19 protein-coding genes and 1 tRNA gene are annotated in these 22,119 nt (G+C 62.3%); 12 read left to right on the top strand and 8 right to left on the bottom strand.

Annotated elements, in window-relative coordinates; genetic code table 11:
• Positions 1 to 10 precede the first annotated feature (10 nt).
• Positions 11 to 1,561: a ribosome biogenesis GTPase Der gene (gene der, locus AC6I97_RS16020; protein WP_216922908.1), complete on the top strand. Its 1,551-nt coding sequence runs from the start codon at positions 11 to 13 to the stop codon at positions 1,559 to 1,561.
• Positions 1,562 to 1,702: 141 nt separating this feature from the next.
• Positions 1,703 to 1,779: transfer RNA gene (locus tag AC6I97_RS16015), tRNA-Pro, on the top strand.
• 181 nt (positions 1,780 to 1,960) lie between these two features.
• Here the strand turns inward: AC6I97_RS16015 and AC6I97_RS16010 are convergent.
• Positions 1,961 to 2,407: a MarR family winged helix-turn-helix transcriptional regulator gene (locus AC6I97_RS16010; protein ID WP_216922909.1), complete on the bottom strand. Its 447-nt coding sequence runs from the start codon at positions 2,405 to 2,407 to the stop codon at positions 1,961 to 1,963.
• 174 nt (positions 2,408 to 2,581) lie between these two features.
• Between AC6I97_RS16010 and AC6I97_RS16005 the strand changes: the two genes are divergently transcribed.
• Positions 2,582 to 3,790 (top strand): MFS transporter, encoded by a 1,209-nt coding sequence (locus AC6I97_RS16005; RefSeq protein ID WP_497945402.1) that lies wholly within the window; start codon positions 2,582 to 2,584, stop codon positions 3,788 to 3,790.
• 87 nt (positions 3,791 to 3,877) lie between these two features.
• Here the strand turns inward: AC6I97_RS16005 and AC6I97_RS16000 are convergent, their stop codons facing one another.
• Positions 3,878 to 4,459, bottom strand: coding sequence for a hypothetical protein (locus AC6I97_RS16000; protein WP_497945401.1), 582 nt, complete (start codon positions 4,457 to 4,459; stop codon positions 3,878 to 3,880).
• Positions 4,460 to 4,576: 117 nt separating this feature from the next.
• Here AC6I97_RS16000 and gcvH point away from each other — a divergent pair, with 117 nt between their 5' ends.
• The 5 genes from gcvH to AC6I97_RS15975 all read left to right on the top strand — a co-directional run bounded on the left by gcvH (position 4,577) and on the right by AC6I97_RS15975 (position 7,651).
• Positions 4,577 to 4,963: a glycine cleavage system protein GcvH gene (gene gcvH, locus AC6I97_RS15995; RefSeq protein WP_216922914.1), complete on the top strand. Its 387-nt coding sequence runs from the start codon at positions 4,577 to 4,579 to the stop codon at positions 4,961 to 4,963.
• Between the two features lie 138 nt (positions 4,964 to 5,101).
• Complete coding sequence (locus AC6I97_RS15990; protein ID WP_224089510.1) at positions 5,102 to 5,578, top strand: FHA domain-containing protein; 477 nt, start codon at positions 5,102 to 5,104, stop codon at positions 5,576 to 5,578.
• A gap of 23 nt (positions 5,579 to 5,601) precedes the next feature.
• Entirely contained in the window at positions 5,602 to 6,318 is a 717-nt protein-coding gene (ftsR, locus tag AC6I97_RS15985; RefSeq protein WP_224089512.1) for a transcriptional regulator FtsR, read from the top strand.
• Positions 6,318 to 6,821, top strand: coding sequence for a bifunctional nuclease family protein (locus AC6I97_RS15980; RefSeq protein WP_224089514.1), 504 nt, complete (start codon positions 6,318 to 6,320; stop codon positions 6,819 to 6,821). Before ftsR ends, AC6I97_RS15980 begins: the two co-directional genes overlap by 1 nt.
• Before the next feature lie 236 nt (positions 6,822 to 7,057).
• Complete coding sequence (locus AC6I97_RS15975; protein ID WP_275965381.1) at positions 7,058 to 7,651, top strand: MerR family transcriptional regulator; 594 nt, start codon at positions 7,058 to 7,060, stop codon at positions 7,649 to 7,651.
• Between the two features lie 91 nt (positions 7,652 to 7,742).
• Here AC6I97_RS15975 and AC6I97_RS15970 read toward each other — a convergent pair whose 3' ends face one another.
• Positions 7,743 to 8,552: a ParA family protein gene (locus AC6I97_RS15970; protein ID WP_224167044.1), complete on the bottom strand. Its 810-nt coding sequence runs from the start codon at positions 8,550 to 8,552 to the stop codon at positions 7,743 to 7,745.
• A gap of 304 nt (positions 8,553 to 8,856) precedes the next feature.
• Between AC6I97_RS15970 and AC6I97_RS15965 the strand changes: the two genes are divergently transcribed.
• A complete protein-coding gene (locus AC6I97_RS15965) occupies positions 8,857 to 12,252 on the top strand; it encodes a pyruvate carboxylase (protein ID WP_224089517.1) in 3,396 nt (1,131 codons plus the stop codon).
• A 70-nt stretch (positions 12,253 to 12,322) separates the two neighbouring features.
• Here AC6I97_RS15965 and AC6I97_RS15960 read toward each other — a convergent pair whose 3' ends face one another.
• Positions 12,323 to 14,134 carry an AMP-dependent synthetase/ligase gene (locus AC6I97_RS15960; RefSeq protein ID WP_224089519.1) on the bottom strand — a complete coding sequence of 604 codons (1,812 nt, stop codon included), beginning with the start codon at positions 14,132 to 14,134 and terminating at the stop codon, positions 12,323 to 12,325.
• Positions 14,135 to 14,321: 187 nt separating this feature from the next.
• Here AC6I97_RS15960 and AC6I97_RS15955 point away from each other — a divergent pair, with 187 nt between their 5' ends.
• Positions 14,322 to 15,380: an ROK family protein gene (locus AC6I97_RS15955; protein ID WP_224089521.1), complete on the top strand. Its 1,059-nt coding sequence runs from the start codon at positions 14,322 to 14,324 to the stop codon at positions 15,378 to 15,380.
• A 30-nt stretch (positions 15,381 to 15,410) separates the two neighbouring features.
• On the opposite strand, the gene AC6I97_RS15950 is transcribed toward AC6I97_RS15955, so the two are convergent.
• From AC6I97_RS15950 to AC6I97_RS15940, 3 genes are read right to left on the bottom strand one after another with little or no spacing between them, the layout of a single operon-like run.
• Positions 15,411 to 15,971, bottom strand: a complete 561-nt coding sequence (locus tag AC6I97_RS15950; RefSeq protein ID WP_309930554.1) for a hypothetical protein — start codon at positions 15,969 to 15,971, stop codon at positions 15,411 to 15,413.
• Positions 15,958 to 16,761 (bottom strand): alpha/beta hydrolase, encoded by an 804-nt coding sequence (locus AC6I97_RS15945; protein ID WP_309930555.1) that lies wholly within the window; start codon positions 16,759 to 16,761, stop codon positions 15,958 to 15,960. The genes AC6I97_RS15950 and AC6I97_RS15945 overlap by 14 nt, the downstream gene beginning before the upstream one ends.
• A complete protein-coding gene (locus AC6I97_RS15940) occupies positions 16,758 to 17,546 on the bottom strand; it encodes an alpha/beta hydrolase (protein WP_224167047.1) in 789 nt (262 codons plus the stop codon). The genes AC6I97_RS15945 and AC6I97_RS15940 overlap by 4 nt, the downstream gene beginning before the upstream one ends.
• Positions 17,547 to 17,655: 109 nt before the next feature.
• On the opposite strand from AC6I97_RS15940, the gene AC6I97_RS15935 reads away from it, so the two are divergent.
• On the top strand, positions 17,656 to 18,441 hold the full coding sequence (locus AC6I97_RS15935) for a lysophospholipid acyltransferase family protein (protein ID WP_309930558.1): 786 nt from the start codon (positions 17,656 to 17,658) through the stop codon (positions 18,439 to 18,441).
• 72 nt (positions 18,442 to 18,513) lie between these two features.
• Positions 18,514 to 19,917, top strand: coding sequence for a class II 3-deoxy-7-phosphoheptulonate synthase (locus AC6I97_RS15930; RefSeq protein WP_224089531.1), 1,404 nt, complete (start codon positions 18,514 to 18,516; stop codon positions 19,915 to 19,917).
• Between the two features lie 82 nt (positions 19,918 to 19,999).
• Here AC6I97_RS15930 and pknB read toward each other — a convergent pair whose 3' ends face one another.
• Complete coding sequence (pknB, locus tag AC6I97_RS15925) at positions 20,000 to 22,093, bottom strand: Stk1 family PASTA domain-containing Ser/Thr kinase (protein WP_309930560.1); 2,094 nt, start codon at positions 22,091 to 22,093, stop codon at positions 20,000 to 20,002.
• Positions 22,094 to 22,119 lie beyond the last annotated feature (26 nt).

Genomic DNA, 22,119 nt, shown 5'->3' with positions numbered 1-22,119 from the left:
GGAACGTGCAATGAGCGATACGACTCAAAAATCCGGCCTCCACGGAGCCGGCGACGACGAATACACGCCCACCGGCACCGACCAGGTGGCTGAAAACCTGGCTGCCCTGGACGATGAAGAGGCCGAACTCCGTGCAGCCACCCTCCGGGCGGGCCTGGATGATTACGACCTCGACGAAGACGACGCCGCGCTGCTTAGCGGCGACTACGACGACGAAGGCGATGAAGGTCCCCTCAAGCTGGATCCCGTCCTTGCCATCATTGGCCGTCCGAACGTGGGCAAGTCCACCTTGGTCAACCGCATCCTGGGCCGCCGCGAAGCTGTTGTCGAGGACACCCCGGGTGTTACCCGCGACCGCGTGATGTACTCCGCGCGTTGGAATGGCCGCAACTTCACGCTGGTAGACACCGGCGGATGGGAACACGACGCCAAGGGCATCCACGCCCGCGTTGCCGAGCAGGCCGAGATGGCTGTTGAGCTTGCCGACGCTGTCCTCTTCGTCGTGGACTCCGCCGTAGGCGCGACCGCCACGGATGAAGGCGTCATGAAGATGCTGCGCAAGAGCAAGAAGCCGGTCATCATGGTGGCCAACAAGGTGGATGACTTCGCACAGGAAGCTGACTCCGCAGCATTGTGGGGCCTCGGTTTTGGCCAGCCCTACCCTGTGTCCGCCCTTCACGGCCGCGGCGTAGCGGACCTCCTGGACCACGTCATGGACACCCTGCCCGAGTTCTCCCTGGTGGAGGGCGTGGAGCGTTCCGGTGGACCGCGCCGCATCGCCCTGATCGGCCGTCCGAACGTCGGAAAGTCCTCGCTGCTGAACAAGCTGGCGGGCTCCGAGCGCGTGGTCGTGGATCCACTGGCGGGCACTACGCGTGACCCCGTGGACGAGTTCATTGAACTTGGCGGCCGGACCTGGCGCTTCGTGGACACCGCAGGTATCCGCCGCCGCCAGCACATGGCGCAGGGCGCAGATTTCTACGCATCACTGCGTACGCAGGCTGCGCTCGAAAAGGCTGAGGTCGCCGTCGTGCTCCTCGCCGTGGACGAGGTCCTCAGCGAACAGGACGTCCGTATCCTGCAGTTGGCCATTGAATCCGGCCGGGCCTTGGTACTCGCGTTCAACAAGTGGGACCTGCTGGACGACGAACGCCGCCGCTACCTTGAGCGTGAAATCGAGCAGGACCTGGCCCACGTTGAGTGGGCTCCGCGGGTCAACATTTCTGCGAAGACCGGCTGGCATAAGGACCGCCTGGTTCCTGCCTTGGATACCGCGTTGGAAAGCTGGGACCGCCGTATCCCCACTGGCCGCCTGAATGCCTTCCTGGGTGAACTGGTTGCTGCACACCCCCACCCGGTTCGCGGTGGCAAGCAACCGCGTATCCTCTTCGGCACCCAGGCCTCCAGCCGCCCGCCGAAATTCGTGCTGTTCACCACCGGCTTCCTGGATCCCGGATACCGCCGTTTCATCACGCGTCGCTTGCGCGAAACGTTCGGCTTCGAAGGCACGCCCATCGAGGTCAACATGCGTGTCCGCGAGAAGCGCGGCAAGAAACGCTAAATGAGACGGGCATCACAGCCGAGTTTGGCTGTGATGGCGTTGGCACCCTCCAACTTCGTGTAAGCTTTTGGAGGTGGTTCGGCCGGACTGCTTAGGTGGGACTCTTCGGAGGAAAACCTGGGCGGAGAACGGTGGAACCAGCGGGCTGTAGCGCAGCTTGGTAGCGCACTTGACTGGGGGTCAAGGGGTCGCAGGTTCAAATCCTGTCAGCCCGACCATAAAGGCCGGAACCACGCGGAAACGCGGGGTTCCGGCCTTTGGTCGTTAACGAGTTGGTGGCCTCGGTTCAGGGCTGTAGGCAGCAAGGCAAGTCAGGGCTGTAGGCAGCAAGGCAAGGCCTTGTTCGCTGAACTGGACGTTGTAGGGCGTTCAGCGAACAAGGACGGACCTTGTGCCTGCTTAGGCCTTCTGCAGCGCTCCGAGCGCGCGAACCAGTGGTTCGAGTTCCGGAACCTGCTCAGCGGCCTCCAATGCCGACGCCAGGGTCTCATCGTGCACGGGCTTTGCTGCCTCAAGCAGCTTTTGGCCGGCGACCGTGAGTTCGGTGTAGATCCCGCGGCGGTCATCGGCGCAGAGGATCCGCGTTAGCAGCCCCCGGTCCTCGAGGCGGTTAACCAGGCGCGTCGTGGCGCTGCTGGAAAGGGCCGTGGCGCGGGCAAGCTGCTGCATGCGCATGTGCCATCCGTCCTGGCGGCTCAGGGCGTCAAGAACCGTGTATTCCACTACCGACAGCTCGGTGGAAGCCTGGAGTGCTTTTTCGAGTTCCGCCTCGATGCTTCCGTGCAGGGCGGCGAGGGTGCGCCAACCCTGTGCCCGTACTTCTACGGCGTCATCCTTGATGCCCATGCCTGTTGTGCTCCTGCCTTGGTTTGCGTATCTGCGCAGTCGCCGAAAGTAGTTGCTTGCGCAATTATCTAGCGTGTGCAACTATATATACAGCGTCTGCAACTATTATTCTACGGGTTCCCGAAGGCGCACATCCACTTTGCTTTCAGGAGCCACCCACTTAAGGAGTTCCACATGCCCGCAGGGTTGATAGCCCTTGCCCTTGGCGGATTTGGCATCGGACTAACCGAATTCGTCATCATGGGCCTTTTGCCGGAAGTAGCGGCAGATTTCCAGGTGAGCGAAGCCTCGGCAGGCTGGTTCATTTCCGGCTATGCACTTAGCGTCACGGTCGGCGCCCTCCTGGTTACCGCCGCCGTTACCAGGCTTCCGCGAAAGCCGGTCCTTGTCGGATTGCTTGTTCTGTTCATCGCCGGCAACTTCCTCTCCGCAATCGCGGACTCGTACATGGCCATGCTTGTGGGCCGGATCATTGCGGCGTTGTGCCATGGTGCGTTCTTCGGAATCGGTTCGGTGGTGGCAGCCAGCCTGGTCCCTGCGCACAAAAAGGCCGGTGCCATTGCCATCATGTTCACTGGGCTTACAGCTGCCAACGTCCTTGGTGTTCCTTTCGGTACTCTCCTCGGCCAGAACCTGGGCTGGCGTTCAACGTTCTGGGCCATCACCGGTATCGGCGTGGTGGCACTGCTTGGCATCGCGTTGATGGTCCCGAAGGGGAGTACGCAGCCGGCCAAGGGTCTCCGCAGCGAACTGGGTGCGTTCACATCCGGCCAGGTTTGGCTTTCCATCCTGGTGACGATTTTGGGTTTTGGTGGCATGTTCGGTGCTTTCACCTACATTGCCTTCACGCTTACCGAAATCTCCGGGTTTGAACCGGGCGCCGTCCCATGGTTGCTGGTGCTGTTCGGCGGCGGACTGTTCGTCGGCAACTTCCTGGGCGGGAAGGCGGCCGACAAAAACCTGGACGGATCGCTCGTCAAGATCCTCGCCGGCTTGGTGCTGGTCCTGGGCTTCTTTGCCCTGACCGCGGCCAGCAGCATCGCAACTTTGTTCTCACTGGCACTGATGGGCGGCTTCGGTTTCGCTACTGTCCCGGGTCTGCAGATGCGCGTGATGCACTATGCATCCTCCGCGCCCACGCTGGCATCCGGTGCCAACATTGGCGCCTTCAATCTGGGTAATGCTCTGGGCGCCTGGCTCGGAGGGGTCACCATTTCGGCCGGCTTGGGCTACACCTCGCCCATCTGGGCAGGGGCCGCGATTACTTTGGCCGCGTTGCTGGTCATGCTGGCTGCCGCTGCAGCAGCCAAGCGCAAGGAAGTTTCGGCAGCAACGGCCAGGCCCGACGTCGAACGCGAACCCCAAGGGGCGGCCGTCTCCTGACTCTCCTTACGTCCGACCGGGAAAGTGAGAGCCCGCGTGGAACGGTTCAACCGTTCCACGCGGGCTCTTCAGCGTCCCAGGGGCCGCTTAGGGCTTGGGCGTACTGTCGCGGGCTTCCTGCTCTGCTCTCTTAGCAGCCCTGGTTCGTTCGCTCTCTGCCTGCTTCAACACCTTCATCTGCTTGCCCCGCCTGCGCCACAGGGCCCAAAGAACTGTAACCACCACAAAAACCACTGCAGCCGCTACGGCCGAGATCGCGGTCCAGGTGGTGAAGAATCCGGCATCCACGCTCAAAGTGCGCTGGCCGGCGTGCGCGGACTCGGTGGAACCGAACACTATGCCTGCCGTAAGCAGGTTGGGCGTGGCGATGGCGACGGCCGCCAGCACGATGACGATCTTCCAAGGCCAGGAGACAGCCTTATGGGTTGCCTGCCATGCCACCGCGAGGGGAATGAACGTAAAGACGAAGCCGTAGAACATGCCCACCAGCACGCTCGCGCCGAGGTCCCGCCGGATCTGCCCCGCCACGACGTCGGACCACCAACGCGGCAGGATGGCCCCAAGGATAAAGTAGGCTGCCACAGCGACAAGCAATGCCACCAGGATCAGAATAATTTTGACGCCCCAATTGCGTTTTTTCCGAGCCGGTACTTGTGCTTGTTCAGTCATGGGTCAATCATGGCAGAGACCTCATCAGGCACAGGGGAATTGTGCCTATACTTTCAGCGGTGGCCGGATGCCCGGGCCGCCGTCGAGATCCGTAAATGTCCCGATGAAAGGCGACCCATGAGCAATATTCCAGCCGATCTTTCCTACACTGCAGAGCACGAGTGGGTTTCCGCTCCTGACGCCGATGGCGTGGTGCGGATTGGTATCACCGACTTCGCACAGGACGCCCTGGGTGACGTTGTCTACGCCCAGATGCCGGAACCCGGAACCAAGATCACCGGGAATGAAGTTGTTGGCGAGGTTGAATCCACCAAGAGCGTCAGTGATATCTATGCTCCCGTTAGCGGTGAAGTCATTAACCGGAATGACTCTTTGGACCAGGATCCGGCACTGATCAACTCTGATCCTTACGGCGACGGTTGGCTTTTTGAAGTAAAGCTGGCAGAAGCCGATGCAGTGGATTCCCTGCTCAGTGCATCGGAGTACGAACAACAGGTAGGCTAAAGTTATCTGGCCCGCCCGGCTGCATTCTTTTAGCCAAGGACGCGGGAAGGCGGGCCAGCAACCGATTTGCCCGGCGGTACCGGGAGGCGGAAGTGGCTGGCGGGGTTTGGAACTGCCAGCGGATGAGGAGGAAATTCCATGGTTGGCGGAGAACAGAATCAAGCCAATGTCGGAAAGGGCGCGGAAGAGCAACCCACGTCGGAGACCACCTCGATCAGCATTACGCCAACGTGGGACGAGCCCAGGGTTGCACCCAGGCTTGCACCGGAAGAGCGCGCGTCCGTTGAAGCCCTTCCGCCGGACTCCGCCTTGCTCATCGCACATAGCGGACCAAACGCAGGAGCCCGCTTCCTTCTGGACGCCGATACCACTACTGCGGGCAGGCACCCCGACGCCGACATCTTCCTGGATGACGTCACGGTGTCCCGTAAGCACGTGGAATTCCACAGGACCCCAACGGGCTTCGAACTCGTGGATATGGGCAGCCTCAACGGAACCTACGTGAACCACGACCGCGTGGATCGGGTGCAGTTGAAGAGCGGCAATGAGGTCCAGATCGGCAAGTTCCGGCTGACCTACTACTTGAGCCCTGGCCGCCCGGCGGGCCAAGTCTGACCCCGGGGTACCTGCCTGTGGCAATGGCCCAGCCGGAACGTCGCGGACCGCAGGTCCTGAACATCGGGGAAGTCCTGGCTCAATTGAGCGACGACTTTCCTGGCATGACCGCGTCCAAAATCCGCTTTCTTGAGGAAAAGGGCCTCATTAACCCCAAGCGGACCCCTGCCGGGTACAGGCAGTACACGGACAGCGACGTTGAGCGCCTCCGATTTGTTCTTGCCCTTCAGCGCGACCAGTACTTACCACTGAAAGTGATTAAGGATTACCTGGACGCGATTGACCGCGGGGAGCGGCCTGAGAACCTGCCTCCGGGCGTCACGGTGTCACCCCGGGTGGTTTCCGCGGAGATGGCTGCGGAAATCCAAGGCCGTGCGCGCGCCCTCAGCGAGGAGCAACTCCGGGCCGAATCGGGTGCCAGTGTGCCCTTGCTGGAGTCGCTCCTGAGCTTCGGGCTTATCAGCCACGTTGGCGGCAAGTTCGATGAACACGCCCTCCAGGTTGCGCGTGCTTGCGTTCAGTTGGAGGGTCACGGCTTGGAACCCCGCCATCTCCGGCCGTTCCAGGCCGCAGCCGAGCGTGAGTTCGGACTGGTGGAAAGAGCGGTTGCGCCCCTGACGTCCAGGCGCGACGCAGCCTCCCAAGCACGGGCTGCCGAGGCGGCGCGTGAAATCAGCGAACTGTGCCTTACGCTGCACAGGGCGCTCGTCCACGACCGTATCTCCCGGATGGACACCTGATGATCGAAGTTGAAATTGTCGGCGTCCGGATCGAACTGCCGTCCAACCAACCCTTGGTCCTCCTTCGCGAAATCAAGGGGGAGCGGCATGTACCCATCTGGATTGGAACACCCGAAGCCAGCGCCATCGCCCTGGCCCAGCAAGGTGTTGTCCCACCGCGACCCATGACCCACGATCTCCTGATTGACGTCGTGGAGGCCCTGGGGCATTCGATCATCAGCGTTAACATCGTGGCGGTTGAGGACAACATCTTCTATGGGCAGCTGCAATTCGACGACGGCACGGTTGTCAGTTCGCGCGCTTCTGATGCGTTGGCGCTTGCGTTGCGGGCCAAGTGCCGCATTTGGTGCGCGGATGCAGTGATGGAGGAAGCCGGTGTCCGGATCACTGAGCACGATGAAGGCGAAGATTCAGAGCCGGATCCCAGCGTGGACGAAGAACGCGAAATGCGGCGTTTCCGCGAGTTCCTGGACGACGTCGAACCTGAGGATTTCGAAGGCTGAATCACCCTAAGCCTAAAGTTGAGGGTGAAACTTTCGACACGACCGGATTTTGCGTCCGGGGTCTTTGACCTAGGGCCCTCCCGGGCCTAACGTCGAAGGTATCAAGTTCCCGTTGCATACACTGCCCGCGCAAGTCACACTGGAAGGTGCGGCTTGTGGGAATTACACGGCTGAATTTCGGCGTTGTGATCAGTGGTACGCACCGTCCCCAAGGGAACTGAGAACAAGGAGGTCACGTGAGTCCGAAAGGCGAAGCAGGCGAGCTGAAGCAGGCCTCGACCGGCATTGCTGCGCCCGCATCCGGCGCCCAAGGTTTGCTCTTCACAGAGGACCTTCCAGTGCTGGACGAGGACGCGGGCTACCGCGGGCCGACTGCCTGCAAGGCTGCAGGTATCACGTACCGCCAGCTGGACTATTGGGCACGCACGGGCTTGGTCGAGCCGGCCGTCCGTGGTGCTGCGGGTTCAGGCTCGCAACGTCTCTATGGATTCCGCGACATCCTGGTGCTCAAGGTGGTCAAGCGCCTGCTTGATACCGGCGTTTCCCTCCAGCAGATCCGCACCGCGGTTGAGCATCTTCGCGAACGTGGCGTTGAAGACCTTGCGCAGATTACGCTGATGAGCGATGGCGCCAGCGTTTATGAATGTACCTCTGCCGACGAAGTGATTGACCTCGTGCAAGGCGGACAGGGTGTCTTTGGCATAGCGGTCGGACGTGTATGGCGGGAAGTCGAGGGAAGCCTTGCCGCGCTTCCGAGCGAGCATGCCGCCGAGCAGTCCTTTCCGGACGACGAATTGAGCAAGCGGCGCGTTGCACGCCGCATCGGCTAAGAACGCCCCCACTGGATCTCTCAGCAACGGAAGAAGCCGCCCCTGGATACAGGGTGCGGCTTCTTCCGTTGTATTGCTGTTGAGTTGCGGGCTAGCGCTGCTGCCGATTCCGCGAAACGGGTTGGCTTTGCAGCAGGCTCTGCAAGAGTGCATCGAAAAGTTTTGCGGAGTTTTTGGCGGAATCGCCTGGCCAATGATGTACCGAATGCGCTGCGCCCTGGATCTGCTGCCAGTTCGCCTGTTCCGGAATGTGCGGAGTCAGGAGCAGCTCGCCGAACATGGACTCCATCTCGGACAGCCGGAAGGTGTGCTCGGCTGATCCGGAACGAACCCGGTTGGCGACGATTCCCGCTGGCGCCAGATGCGGAGCAAACTCCTGCCTGAACAACTGGATGGCGCGCATGGTTCGTTCGGTACCGGCCACGGAGAACAGGCCGGGTTCGGCCACGAGTACTACGCGGTCGCTCGCGCTCCATGCCATCCGTGTGAGCCCGTTCAGCGAAGGAGGGCAGTCCACAAGAATCAGTTCGTAGTTGGTGGTCCCTGCAAGAACGGCCGAGAGCCTGCGAAGGTCACGTCGGCCGAGGTCCGGGCGATCATAGATGCCCGTGAAAGCCGATCCGACAGCAACGTCAAGCTTGCCGCCGCTGGAACCGTTGGAGACCCAGCTGCTGCTGGCGACGTTCTCGGGGAGTTTGGCTTTTCTGGGACTCTTGAGCATGCGGCCAATGTCCAACTGCCCGCCTCGCTGGACGCCGAGTGCCGTCGTCGCGTCCGCATGGGGATCGAGGTCCACCACGAGGGTTGGAATGCCGGCCGCGAGGGCCGCGGACGCCAGGCCGGTGGTCACGGACGTCTTTCCCACTCCGCCTTTGAGGCTGCTGATGCTGACTACTTGCACTTGAAAACCCAAAACCTAACGCCGGTTGCCGTATCGCGCTGTTTTCCGCTTCGGGACCGCCGAAGCCGGGGCTTGCCGAAGCCCCTCCAACATCATATGGGGCGGGGCGGTGGAATCCCGCTTTCTACGCGCCCGGGCAGCGTTGGATGGTGCGGGCATTAGCACGGCAGGGAGTCGCGCGCACGCATATACAGCCCAGATGACGATTCCATTGTGATGGTTGCCACAAAGATTTGTGTTTGATGCTGGCGGCACTACACACTGTGACCACCGACCGATCCACCCGCAATGATGCAGGAGAAGTATGTTTTCGAAAATTCTGGTGGCCAATCGCGGCGAAATCGCGATCAGGGCGTTTCGCGCTGGTTATGAACTGGGCGCCAAGACCGTAGCCGTCTTTCCGCACGAGGACCGTAACTCGATCCACCGTCAGAAGGCCGACGAAGCTTACCTGATCGGCGAGGTGGGCCACCCTGTCCGCGCCTATTTGGACGTAGAGGAGGTTGTCCGCGTCGCCAAGGAAGCCGGCGCTGACGCCATTTACCCGGGTTACGGCTTCTTGTCCGAGAACCCGGACCTCGCGCGCGCTGCCAAGGCCGCGGGCATCACCTTTGTGGGTCCGCCAGCTGAGGTGCTTGAGCTTGCGGGAAACAAGGTTGCTGCCTTGGAAGCTGCCCGCAAGGCCGGTGTCCCCGTGCTGAAGTCGAGCAAGCCTTCAAAGGACCTCGACGAGCTCATTGCGGCAGCCGACGAAATCGGCTTCCCGATCTTCGCCAAGGCCGTTGCCGGCGGTGGTGGACGTGGAATGCGTCGCGTGGAGACCCGCGAAGCCCTCCCCGAGGCCCTGCAGTCCGCCATGCGCGAGGCCGATGCCGCGTTTGGCGATCCCACGATGTTCCTCGAGCAGGCGGTGCTGCGCCCGCGCCACATCGAAGTGCAGATCCTGGCGGACGCCGAAGGCAACGTCATGCACCTGTTCGAACGTGACTGTTCCTTGCAGCGCCGCCACCAGAAGGTAGTGGAAATCGCGCCCGCGCCCAACCTGGATGAGAACATCCGCCAGGCGCTATACCGTGACGCCGTGGCCTTCGCCAAAGCCCTGAACTATGTCAACGCCGGAACGGTGGAGTTCCTGGTGGACACCGAGGGTGAGCGGGCCGGCCAGCACGTTTTCATCGAAATGAACCCCCGCATCCAGGTTGAGCACACTGTGACCGAAGAAATCACGGATGTGGACCTCGTGCAGGCGCAGATGCGTATTGCCTCGGGGGAGACCCTTGCGGACCTTGGCCTGAGCCAGGAGACAGTATCCATCAAGGGCGCCGCGTTGCAGTGCCGCATCACCACGGAGGATCCGGCCAACGGCTTCCGCCCGGACGTCGGAAAGATCACCGGCTACCGTTCCGCAGGTGGCGCAGGCGTGCGTCTCGACGGCGGTACCGTCTACTCCGGTGCCGAGATCAGCCCGCACTTCGACTCCATGCTCGTCAAGCTGACCTGCCGCGGACGCGATTACCCGGCTGCGGTTGCCCGTGCGCGGCGCGGCCTGGCAGAGTTCCGGATCCGTGGCGTGTCAACCAACATTCCGTTCCTGCAGGCCGTGCTGGCCGATCCGGACTTCAATGCCGGCAACGTAGCCACGGACTTCATCGATAAGCGGCCGGAGCTGCTCAAGTCGCACATCTCCGCGGACCGCGGCACCAAACTGCTGACGTGGTTGGCCGATGTCACGGTGAACAAGCCCAATGGCGAGCTGACGGTCCACTCCGATCCCGCCAAGAAGCTGCCCGTCGTTGAGGGCCCGGTTCCCACGTCAGGATCGCGCCAGAAGCTGCTGGAACTCGGTCCTGAGGGCTTTGCGAAAGCGCTGCGCGAGCAGCAGGCAGTCGCCGTTACGGACACCACGTTCCGTGACGCGCACCAGTCCTTGCTGGCTACCCGTGTCCGTACCCGCGACCTCGTGGCTGCCGGCCCGGCCGTCACTGCCTTGCTGCCGGAGCTTCTTTCCGTGGAGGCCTGGGGTGGTGCGACGTACGACGTCGCGCTCCGCTTCCTCGGCGAGGACCCTTGGGACCGCTTGGCTGCTTTGCGCCAGGCGCTGCCGAACACCTGTATCCAGATGCTGCTCCGTGGACGGAACACCGTTGGTTACACGCCTTACCCGGAAGAGGTGACCGAGGCTTTCGTCAACGAGGCCGCGGCTACCGGCATTGACATCTTCCGCATCTTTGACGCCCTCAACGACGTCAACCAGATGGCCCCGGCTATACGGGCTGTGCGTGCCACCGGAACGGCCGTCGCAGAGGTGGCGCTTTGCTACACAGGCAACCTCCTTGACCCGAACGAGGACCTGTACACCCTCGACTACTATCTGGACCTTGCCCAGAAGATCGTCGATGCCGGTGCCCACATCCTCGCCATCAAGGACATGGCAGGTCTCCTGCGTCCTGCTGCGGCTGCCAAGCTCGTCTCGGCTTTGCGGGAACGCTTCGATCTCCCGGTGCACCTGCACACGCATGACACCGCCGGTGGCCAGCTCGCAACAATTCTGGCGGCCGTGGATGCCGGAGTCGACGCCGTCGATGTCGCTTCTGCTTCACTGGCGGGCACTACCAGCCAGCCTGCTGCATCCGCCCTCGTTGCGGCCTTGGCCAATACACCGCGCGACACCGGGATGAGCCTTGCCAATGTCGGCGCACTGGAGCCTTACTGGGAAGCGGTCCGACGCGTGTACGCGCCGTTCGAGTCCGGGCTGCCAGGTCCCACAGGCCGTGTCTACCAGCACGAAATCCCTGGGGGCCAGCTGTCCAACCTTCGCCAGCAGGCCATCGCCTTGGGGCTGGGGGAGCAGTTCGAAGCCATCGAGGACATGTACACGGCGGCAGACCGCATTCTGGGCCGCCTGGTCAAGGTGACGCCGTCATCCAAGGTGGTGGGTGACCTTGCCCTGCACCTCGTTGGACTGAACGCGGATCCCGCAGACTTCAACGAGAATCCGCAGAACTATGACATTCCGGATTCTGTCATCGGCTTCCTCTCCGGCGAGCTCGGCAACCCTCCCGGAGGCTGGCCGGAGCCGTTCCGTACCAAGGCCCTCCAAGGCCGCAGCATCAAGGTCCGGGACGTTGAGATCAGTTCAGAGGACAGCGCCGCGCTGAAGGGTGATTCGAAGACCCGCCAGCACACCCTGAACAGGCTTCTCTTCGCAGGTCCTACCAAGGACTACCTCAAGAGCGTGGAGACCTACGGCAACATCTCCGTGCTGGACACCCGTGATTACCTCTACGGGCTGCAGCGCGGTGCTGAGCACGTCATCGAGCTGGAGAAGGGCGTACGGCTGATCGCCCAGCTCGAGGCTGTCTCCGAAGCCGACGAGAAGGGCATGCGTACAGTGATGTGTACGCTCAACGGCCAGTCGCGTCCGGTGGTTGTCCGCGACCGTTCCGTGGTGAGCAACGTCAAGGCCGCAGAGAAGGCCGACCCCGCACAGCCCGGGCAGGTTGCAGCCCCGTTCGCGGGGGCGGTCACTGTTACGGTCAAGGCAGGCGATGTGGTCAACGCCGGCGATACCGTTGCCACGATCGAGGCAATGAAGATGGAAGCATCCATCACGACGCCGGTGGCCGGCACCGTTTCCCGCCTCGCCATCTCCTCGGTGGAGCAGGTCCAGGGCGGCGATTTGCTGCTGGTGATCGGCTAACGATCCATCAACGAAAAACCCCTTCCGGAGGAATTCCGGAAGGGGTTTTTCGGTTGCGGTGGCGCCTTGGCTACTGCGGCCGGGGCGCCGAATACATCTCTTCAATCACGGCGTCAAAGTCCTTCATGACCTGCGCGCGCTTGACCTTCAGCGACGGAGTGAGGTGGCCTGAGGCCTCCGTGAAGTCCGCCGGGACTATCCGGAAGGATTTGATCGCCTCCGCTTGGGAGACAGACTGGTTGGCTTTGCTGATGAGGTCCTGGACGGCAGCCCGTACTACCGGGTTCCCGGCAGCTTCCTCCAGGGTGGTACCGGACGGGAGCCCATGGCGCTCCAGCCATCCCGGCAACGCCTCCTCGTCCAGGGTTACCAAAGCGCCGATGAACGGACGGTTGTCGCCCACTACCAGGACCTGGGAAACCAAGGCGTCTGCACGGATCTGGTCTTCCAGCAGGGCAGGAACCACGTTCTTTCCACCTGCCGTGACGATGATTTCCTTCTTGCGGCCGGTGATCTTGAGGAAGCCGTTGCTATCCAGCTCGCCGATGTCGCCGGTGCGGAACCATCCGTCGGCAAAAGTTTCCTGCGTGAGATCCTCGCGCTTGTAGTAGCCACGCATGACGCAGACGCCCTTGGCGAGAATTTCGCCGTCGTCCGCGATCTTGACGGCATTGCCGGGAAGTGGGGCGCCCACGGTGCCGATCCTGATCATCGAGGGTGTGTTGACGGAGATGGGTGCCGTGGTTTCCGTCAGGCCGTATCCCTCCAGGATCTGCAGGCCGATGCCCTGGAAGAAGTGGCCCAGGCGTTCGCCCAAGGGGCCGCCACCGGAGACAGCGTGTGCCACATGTCCGCCCATGGCGGCGCGGAGCTTTCCATAGACGAGTTTGTCGAACACCGCATGCTTGAGCTTCAACCCCAAGCCCAGGGAACCGGCCTGGCGCGCCTTGGAGTACTCGATCGCCGTGTCCACTGCACGGTGGAAGATGGCGCCCTTGCCGCTGTCCTCGGCTTTTGTCAGTGCGGAGTTGTAGACCTTCTCGAAGACACGCGGGACGGCAAGGATGAACGTTGGCTGGAAGCTCTGCAGATCGGCCAGCAAATGCTTGATATCCGGCGTGTGGGCAACTTTGACGCCCCCTGCAACGGCAAGGACGGAGATGAAGCGCGCAAAGACGTGGGCCAGAGGCAGGAACATGATGGTCTTGGCCGACTCGTTGATGATTTCGCCCAGCGCCGCACGGGCGTTCTCGGAGAGCTCCACGAAGTTTCCGTGGGTCAGTTCGCAGCCCTTGGGCCTGCCTGTGGTTCCGGAGGTGTAGATAATGGTGGCCAGGTCTTTCAGGCCTGCAGCGGAGCGGCGCTTTTCAAGTTCTTCATCGGTGACGCTGGTGCCGGCGGCGCGAAGGGCATCAAGGCCGGCACCCTCAAGCTGCCAAACGTTGGCCACTGACTGTATGTCTTCGGCAGCGACAGCCTGCCTGATGATGTCCTCGTGGTGTGCGGCTTCACCGAAGGCGGCCACAGCGCCGGAGTCGCCCAGGTTCCAAGCCACCTGCGAAGGGGAAGAGGTCTCATAAATCGGGACAGAGACAGCGCCTGCGAACCAGATGGCAAAGTCCACCAGCGACCACTCATAACGGGTCCGGGACATAATGCCGACGCGGTCGCCAGCGCCCACTCCACTGGCGATAAGGCCCTTGGCCAAGGCCTTGACGTCGGCAAGGAAATCCGTGGCCCGGATGTCCTGCCACTCTTTGTTGCTGTCCAGCTTGGCGAACAGGGCCGGGTTCGAAGCCTTGGCGGCTTCCCGGACGACGAGGTCCGTGATGTTGGTTTCAGGGGCAACGTTGACAAGGGGCGGAACACTGAATTCACGCACGGTAGCTCCTTTGATATGCACGGGCCGCGTGGGGCTGCTTTCACTCTAGTATGCCCACCCGCGGAGGTGTGTCCTATTTCACCTACTGGCGAGTAACTTTACGGATGACCCTCCGTTTCGGGCAACTTGGCGCTGTCCAATCCTTCCGATGGCTACCTGCCTTGCCCCGGCAGAATAGGATGTTGGGATGCCTTCACTACGGTCCAGTTCCCGTGCCCGGCCCCGGCCACCCGTCGCTGCCTTGAAGGACGTTCCCTGGGCTGGGCGCAGGAGCCATTTGGGCCGACGGGGGCTGGCCATAGGCATCGATATCGGCGGCACCAAGGTAGCTGCCGGCGTGGTTGACGCGGAGGGCAGGATCCTTGCAGAGGCACGCAGGTCCACGCCTGGCGCCGACCCCCGGGCCGTGGAGCGGACCATCGTGGAACTGGTTGACGAACTCAGCGCGGACCACCGGATTGCCTCCGTGGGTATAGGCGCGGCCGGTTGGATGGACCTCGACGGCGGTACGGTCCTCTTCAGCCCGCATCTTGCGTGGCGCAACGAACCCCTGAGGGAAAGCCTGCAGAACCTGTTGAGGCGGCCGGTATTGCTAACGAACGACGCCGATGCGGCCGCCTGGGCCGAGTGGCGCTTTGGCGCCGGCCAAGGTGAGAGCCGACTCGTGTGCATCACGTTGGGCACAGGCATCGGCGGCGCAATGGTGATGGACGGGAGAGTTGAACGCGGCCGCTACGGTGTAGCCGGCGAATTTGGCCACCAGATCATTTTCCCCGGCGGGCACCGCTGTGAATGCGGCAACCGTGGCTGCTGGGAGCAATATGCGTCAGGCAACGCCCTCGGCCGTGAGGCCCGCCAATTGGTGCGAACCAACTCGCCTGAAGGCCGCGCACTCCTTGAGCGGGCCGGCGGTGTGGCGGAGAGCATCACCGGAGCTGCAGTTACCGAATTGGCGCTGGCCGGGGACTCCACGTCAAGGGAACTGTTGGCGGACCAGGGTGAATGGTTGGGCTTGGGGCTGGCCAACCTGGCCGCGGCACTGGATCCCGGTATGTTCGTGATCGGAGGCGGATTGTGCGATGCAGGGGACCTGCTCGCCGGACCGGCCCGTGAGGCGTTCGCCAGAAATCTGACGGGGCGTGGATTCCGTCCGATGGCAAGGATTGAGCTTGCCGCTCTCGGACCCCGTGCAGGCATGATCGGCGCTGCTGATCTTTCGCGGGTCAGCGGGCGTGCCCACAGCTAGGAAAGCCCACAAGCAAGCGGACCCGTCCAACTAGATGCGGGCGCCGTCGTCGTCCTCGTTTTTCTCGTGCGGTAGCCGCATGATCAGGTAGACCACGGAAGCTGCAAAGGCCACCACTATGCCAAGGATGGCCAGCAACGGTGCGGAACGCCAGAACATCGCCGTGAAAAGCAGGGCGAGGGGGCCGCCCACAGCGCCGATCCACGCCAGCATGGTCAGCGGGTCTGTTCCCACCAGGCTGGGAGGCTCCTCAGGCACAAAGGCGCCGTCGTCGTCGTCCACCTCGAAATCGCGGGGACCCAGGGGCCCGCCGTTCAATTGTTCCTTTTCTCCTGGTGTCGTGCCGGCATCAGGCGCTGCTGCCGTGGCCGGAGTAGACAGTCCCAGCGGATCAAAGTCCCTGAAGGCCTTCGGAGCGTCCTCCCTGGCTGGCCCGGCTCCTGCCTGGTCCCTTTCCTGCCGACCCGGCTCGGCGGTCTCTCCGAGCGGTGAGGATTCCGTCGCTTCCAGCCGTGCCACCAAATCCAACCAGACGGCGTCGTCATCTTTGTTGGCACTCTGATCGGCAGAGTTGGGATCAGGCCTGTTCATCGGCTTTGTCCTTTTCGAGGGAAGGCCCGTTGCCGGCCAGTGCCGCCAAGGTCTTTTGGATGAAGTCGACAGTTCCCGCGAAGATTTCAGGGGCGTCGTTGTCCAGTGTCGCAACATGATGGCTGTTGCTGAGGTAGGTGACTTCAACGGGCGCCTGGACCCGTGCACGGAGGAACTCAAGGCTGGCATTGGAGATGACATTGTCCACTGTGGAGCGGAAGACGCGGACAGGCGAACCAATGCGGGGCAGCAGCCCCGCCGTATCCTTGTACATCTTCTTCAACTCGTGGGCCGCGGCAACCGGGGTGCGGGAATAGGCCCCTTCGTCCTGGTCCGGCTTCAAAATGTCATTGGCGATCGCCGGAGTGCTCTTTATGACGTACTTGAGGGCGGCAACAATGACAGCCCGTGGGTCATCAAGGACCAGGCCAGGGTTGACCACAATGGTGCCGGCCACGGGTCGTGTCGCCGCGATGCGCAGTGCCAGTGTTCCGCCCATGGACAGTCCGGCCGCGAAGACGAAATCGCATTCGCCTGCCAGTTCCCTGTAGGCATCGTCAACGGCCCGGTGCCATTCGCGCCATGAACGCGTGGCCATATCCTGCCAGGTAGTTCCGTGCCCGGGGAGCAATGGAACCCTGACGGCATATCCTGCCGCTGCCAGATGCTCGGCCCAGGGCCGGACGCTGTGCGGGCTTCCCGTAAAGCCGTGGGACATAACGACGCCAACCCTGGGGCCTGAGCCGGTCCAGTTGCTGAGGAACGGGGAGAAATCGGGAAGCATTTTCATGATGACTCTGAGGCTACTCTGTCCGCGGCATGCTGACGGAAAAACTCCGCCGATTCTTCAAAGATGGTGGGTGCATCCACATCCAACGTGGCCACGTGGCCGCTCGCCGGGAGGGTCACCACCTTGAGCCGGGACGGGTCCATATGCCTGCTGATCATAGCTACGGAACTGGGCGGGATGACACCGTCCACTGAAGATTTGAAGACAAGCGCCGGTGCTTGAATCTGTGGGAGGGCGCGGGTTGCCTGGCGGAAGAGCTTCTTCAGTTCGTGCACGGACCTCAAAGGCGTCTTGGAGTAGTCACCATCCTGCGTGGCGGCCGCCGTCGGCTTTTCTTCCTCAATGGGTGAGGTGGTCCGCATGACGTACTTGAGTGCTCCGACGTACCTGACCCGGCGATCGTAGAAACTCAAACCCGGGTTCACCAGGACCAAGCCCGGAACATCATGCAGTGAAGCCACGCGGAGGGCAACGGCACCGCCCATGGACAGGCCTGCCACAAAACATGATTCCGTCCGCGCCGCGAGATCCAGATAGCTTCGTTCGAACGTCCTGTACCAATCCTGCCAGCGTGTGGTGGCCAGATCGTGCCAGCTGGTTCCGTGACCGGGAAGCAAAGGCACTGAGACGGAAAAGCCCTGCCCGGCCAGATACTCGGCCCACGGCAGGACGCTCAGCGGGCTACCCGTAAACCCGTGGCAGATGGCCACTCCGGTGGAAGCGTTCGCTCCATGGCCGGGGTGGTGGAAGGCGAGCGGCGCGGCTGGTTGGTTGCGTTCCGTCATGGCTCCATCGTGTCACTCTTCCCGACATTTCTCACTGGAGTAGGGTTGCTGTTGAGTGCCGCCGGCTTGACCGGATGGACGCCCGTAAACCGGCCGTGAGAGGACAAACGTGTTCTATTGGGTCATGAAGAGGATCTTTCTTGGTCCTGTTCTCAAACTCCTGTTCAGGCCATGGGTGAAGGGGTTGGACAACGTCCCCGAAAACGGCCCAGCGATACTTGCATCCAACCATTTGTCCTTTTCGGACTCCATCTTCCTCCCCCTGATGGTGGACCGGCCGGTGATCTTCCTGGCCAAGGCCGAGTACTTCACCGGCAAGGGCATCAAGGGCCGCTTGACGGCGTTGTTCTTCAGGTTGACCAACCAACTGCCCATGGACCGTTCCGGCGGAGCCGCGTCGGAGCTATCGCTGCAAGCCGGGAAGGACGTCCTGAATTCCGGCGGCCTCTTGGGAATCTACCCCGAAGGCACCCGCAGTCCGGACGCCAAGCTTTACCGCGGGAAGGTCGGTGTCGCCAAGCTGGCACTCCAGACCCGTGTCCCCGTAGTGCCGGTGGCCATGATTGGCACGGAAAAGGTCCAGCCCATTGGCAAGAGGCTGCCCAGTATCCGGCGTATCGGTGTGATCTTCGGCCAGCCCATGGACTTTAGCCGCTATTACGGCATGGAAGATGACCGGCTCATTCAGAGGGCCGTAACTGACGAAATCATGTACGAGCTGATGCGGCTTTCCGGTCAGGAGTATGTGGACGAATATGCAGCTGTGGTCAAGGCCCGGATGGATGGCAAAGGACCCGGGACGGTTGGAAAAGTCAAAGAAGCCGAGGAGGTTCCTTCGGACATCGCTGATGACAAGGACGGGCCCAAGGAAAACGGGGGAGCAACCAGCGGGTGACTGTGACGCATCCGGCAAGGACAGTTACGCCTGCAGTGCCCCAACCTTGGCGGAGGCTACTACTCTTGAAGGGTGACTGAGCTAACCGCGAACACCGCACCCCCTGTAGTAGACCCACTCGCCAGCACCGCCCAGAGTGGGGCTGCAAATTACCCCGGTCTCGACGCCTGGCGGGACCTGCCGATTTCCCAGCAGCCCACGTGGTCTGACTCTGAAGTCTTCAAGGCCTCCGTTAAGGAACTTTCCGTCGTTCCACCTTTGGTATTCGCCGGCGAAGTTGACGTTCTTCGGGAGCGCCTGGCTGCGGCCGCCCAGGGCAAGGCTTTCCTCCTGCAGGGGGGAGACTGCGCAGAGACCTTTGAAGCCGCCACGGCGGACAAGATCAGCGCACGCGTCAAGACGATCCTCCAGATGGCCGTCGTGCTCACGTACGGTGCGGCGATGCCGGTCATCAAGATGGGTCGCATGGCAGGCCAATTCGCCAAGCCACGCTCGTCCAACGATGAAACCCGCGACGGCGTGACGCTTCCCGCGTACCGCGGAGATATCGTCAACGGCTACGACTTTACGCCCGAGTCCCGCGCGCACGACGCCGGCAGGATGCTGCAGGCGTACCATACGTCCGCATCAACACTGAACCTGATCCGGGCATTCACCCAGGGCGGTTTCGCGGACCTGAGGCTGGTCCACCAGTGGAACAAGGGCTTCACTGAGAACCCGGCACATGCCCGGTACGAGTCCCTTGCCCGCGACATTGATCGTGCCATCATGTTCATGGACTCGTGTGGTGCTGACTTCGAGGCCCTCAAGCGGGTTGAGTTCTTCGCCAGCCACGAGGCGCTGCTGCTGGACTACGAGCGCGCACTGACCCGCATCGACTCCCGGACGGGCCTGCCGTACGACACTTCCGCCCACTTCCTCTGGATCGGCGAGCGGACCCGCGAACTCGATCATGCGCACGTGGACTTCCTCTCCCGTGTGCGGAACCCCATTGGCGTCAAGCTAGGCCCCACCACCAGCGGCGACGATGCCCTGCGCCTTATCGACAAGCTGGACCCGAACCGCGAACCCGGGCGCCTGACATTCATTACCCGCATGGGGGCCAAAAACATCCGCGAGAAGCTGCCTGCCGTCGTCGAGCGTGTTACCGCTTCGGGCGCCCAGGTCCTGTGGGTGACGGACCCGATGCACGGCAACACGGTGACCTCGCCCAACGGATACAAGACCCGCAACTTCGACGACGTCATTGACGAAGTACGTGGATTCTTCGAAGTACACCACTCCCTGGGTACGGTTCCGGGCGGCCTGCATGTCGAAATGACCGGCGACGACGTCGCCGAGTGCCTCGGTGGCGCAGATCCCATCGACCAGGACGCTTTCCTGGACCGCTATGAGTCTGTCTGCGACCCGCGCCTGAACCACATGCAGTCACTTGAGATGGCCTTCCTGGTCGCAGGAGCACTATCCAAGCGGTAGGTATGGTGGACTCTACAGAAGAGGGGCGGTCCGGATGAATCCGGACCGCCCCTTTTCCGTGTACGCCTGTGTACGTCCTGGATCAGACCACGGTCAAGGTGACGACCGAGCCTTCCGGGACCTCGGTGTCTACGGGATTCTGGTCTCGCACAGTCCCGAAGAAGCCGCCCAGAATTGCATTGATTTTCACGTCGAAACCCAGTTTTTCCAGGTCCTTCTGCGCATCTTTGGCTTGCTTGCCAATAAAGCTCGGCACCCTCACAAGCTTGGGTCCCTTGGAGACCGTCAGGGTCACTGATTCGCCGCGGACGAGCGTGCCGTTGCCAGGCGTCTGTGCCACCACGGCGCCTTTGGGCACGGTTTTGTCATTGACAGTCTCAGGGGCAATGACTGCCTTCAGGCCAGCGTCCTGAATTGCTTTCACGGCAGCATCCTGCTGTAAGCCGCGAACATCGGGAACGGGGATGGGCTGGGGTCCCTTGGAGACGACGAAGGATACCGGCGTGCCGTGGCGGACTTCTTTACCCGGCGCAGGGTCCTGGGAGATGACAATGCCCGCAGGGATCTTTTCGTCGAACGCCTCCGTGACATTTCCGAGCGTCATTTGGGCGGCGTTCAGTGCAGTCTTCGCTTGATCAAGGGTTCCGCCTGTCAGCCCGGGCAGTGCAAAGAGCTGTGCGCCTTTCGAAACGAAGAGGGCGATGGGTTGAAATTTCCGTACCACTTCCCCCGATTTTGGTTCAGTCCCGACGGCGAGACCGGCCTGGACGTCGTCGTCGAATACGTCCTGGGGCTCAGACTGGAATCCTGCCGTTCGCAAGAGCTGTTGGGCCTCGGCCACTGTCTTGTTCTTGACATCGGGAACCGTGCCTGGAGATCCAGGGCCCATGCCGAAGAACCAACCGGCAGAACCTGCCAGCAGGGCCAGGATCACGATCACGACTGTCCAAATCGCAGCGCGTCGGCGGGGATTGCCTTCACGAAGGGGGCGCACAGGAGTAGCAGCAGCCCGGGCTTGGTCTTTAGCCTGTTGCCGCTCCAGCTTTTTTTGCTCCCGTTTGCCGGGCTGGCGCGGGTCATCGTTCGCACCGGGAAGGGCGAGGCCGGCGTTGTGTGGTTGCCGCGCTGCCATGACGGTTGTCGGGTTGCTTTGATGTGGAATGAATTCCGTGGGCGATGCTGTAGTGGCAAGGGCCTCGGTGGGATTCTCCTGCGGGGTTGCGCCGGAACCGGGGCCCGCGGAAGCAGCTGCCCCAACGGAACCAACTGCCCCGGCAGCAGCTGCAGGGGAGAGAGGGCGGGAGGACGGCTGCCTGTGGTCCAGTTGCTCGTCGCTGAGTGTGGTCCGGATGTGGCGCAGTTCCGATAGCAGGGCGGAGCCGTCCACGGGCCGGTTTTCGGCGTCCACGGCAGTGCACCACTGCACAAGTTCGTCGAGGTCTTCGGCAAGACCGGGGGCAGCCTCGGAGGGGCGGCCAACCACGGCGTTGACGTGCTGGTAAGCAACTTGAATCGGGGATTCACCAGCATATGGCTGCTTGCCTGTGAGCATTTCGTAGAGCATGATGCCCGCTGAGTAGACGTCGCTGCGGGCGTCAGCGGGTTTGCCGAGCACCAATTCGGGGGCGAGGTACGCGACCGTGCCGATCAAGGCGCCAGTACTTGTGGTGGCCGTGACAGCCCTGGCCAATCCGAAGTCCCCTACCTTGATCCGGCCGTCTTCCGCTATGAGCACGTTCTCGGGCTTGATGTCCCGATGAATGAGTCCGGATCCGTGGGCTGCCGCCAGGCCTTCGATGACCGGATCGATCAGGGCGAGGGCCAGGCGCGGCGGAAGTGCACCCTGCTGGTTGATGACGTCGCGGAGCGTATGGCCTTTGACATACTCCATCACCAGATAAGCGATATGCCCGTCTTCGCCCTGGTCCAGCACGCTGACAACGTGGGGATGGGACAGGCTCGCGGCGGCCTTTGCCTCGCGGCTGAGCCGTGCCAGGAATGTTTCGTCGTTGGCCAGGTGCGGGTGCAGGACTTTGAGGGCCACGTCGCGCTCCAGGCGCTGGTCCGTGGCCAGGTAAACGGTGGACATTCCACCTCTGGCAAGGCGTGAGCGGACGTGGTAGCGCCCGTCCACCGTGGTCCCGATGAGGTGGTCCTGCGTTGGTTCCTGCACCATACGATCCTAAACGAGGCAGGGAAGAG

Source organism: Arthrobacter sp. TmtSoilC48, assembly GCF_059739425.1.
The sequence above is the reverse complement of the archived record's forward strand: the minus strand, read 5'-3'. Positions and strand labels throughout refer to the sequence as shown.

Excerpts from the sequence above, each read along its gene's own strand:
- AC6I97_RS15955 (WP_224089521.1), top strand. The coding sequence starts at position 14,322 with ATGCCTTCACTACGGTCCAGTTCCCGTGCCCGGCCCCGGCCACCCGTC.
- gcvH (WP_216922914.1), top strand. The coding sequence starts at position 4,577 with ATGAGCAATATTCCAGCCGATCTTTCCTACACTGCAGAGCACGAGTGG.
- AC6I97_RS16000 (WP_497945401.1), bottom strand. The coding sequence starts at position 4,459 with ATGACTGAACAAGCACAAGTACCGGCTCGGAAAAAACGCAATTGGGGC.
- AC6I97_RS16005 (WP_497945402.1), top strand. The coding sequence starts at position 2,582 with ATGCCCGCAGGGTTGATAGCCCTTGCCCTTGGCGGATTTGGCATCGGA.
- AC6I97_RS15980 (WP_224089514.1), top strand. The coding sequence starts at position 6,318 with ATGATCGAAGTTGAAATTGTCGGCGTCCGGATCGAACTGCCGTCCAAC.
- AC6I97_RS16010 (WP_216922909.1), bottom strand. The coding sequence starts at position 2,407 with ATGGGCATCAAGGATGACGCCGTAGAAGTACGGGCACAGGGTTGGCGC.
- AC6I97_RS15950 (WP_309930554.1), bottom strand. The coding sequence starts at position 15,971 with ATGAACAGGCCTGATCCCAACTCTGCCGATCAGAGTGCCAACAAAGAT.
- AC6I97_RS15940 (WP_224167047.1), bottom strand. The coding sequence starts at position 17,546 with ATGACGGAACGCAACCAACCAGCCGCGCCGCTCGCCTTCCACCACCCC.
- AC6I97_RS15965 (WP_224089517.1), top strand. The coding sequence starts at position 8,857 with ATGTTTTCGAAAATTCTGGTGGCCAATCGCGGCGAAATCGCGATCAGG.
- AC6I97_RS15990 (WP_224089510.1), top strand. The coding sequence starts at position 5,102 with ATGGTTGGCGGAGAACAGAATCAAGCCAATGTCGGAAAGGGCGCGGAA.
- der (WP_216922908.1), top strand. The coding sequence starts at position 11 with ATGAGCGATACGACTCAAAAATCCGGCCTCCACGGAGCCGGCGACGAC.
- ftsR (WP_224089512.1), top strand. The coding sequence starts at position 5,602 with ATGGCCCAGCCGGAACGTCGCGGACCGCAGGTCCTGAACATCGGGGAA.
- pknB (WP_309930560.1), bottom strand. The coding sequence starts at position 22,093 with ATGGTGCAGGAACCAACGCAGGACCACCTCATCGGGACCACGGTGGAC.
- AC6I97_RS15945 (WP_309930555.1), bottom strand. The coding sequence starts at position 16,761 with ATGAAAATGCTTCCCGATTTCTCCCCGTTCCTCAGCAACTGGACCGGC.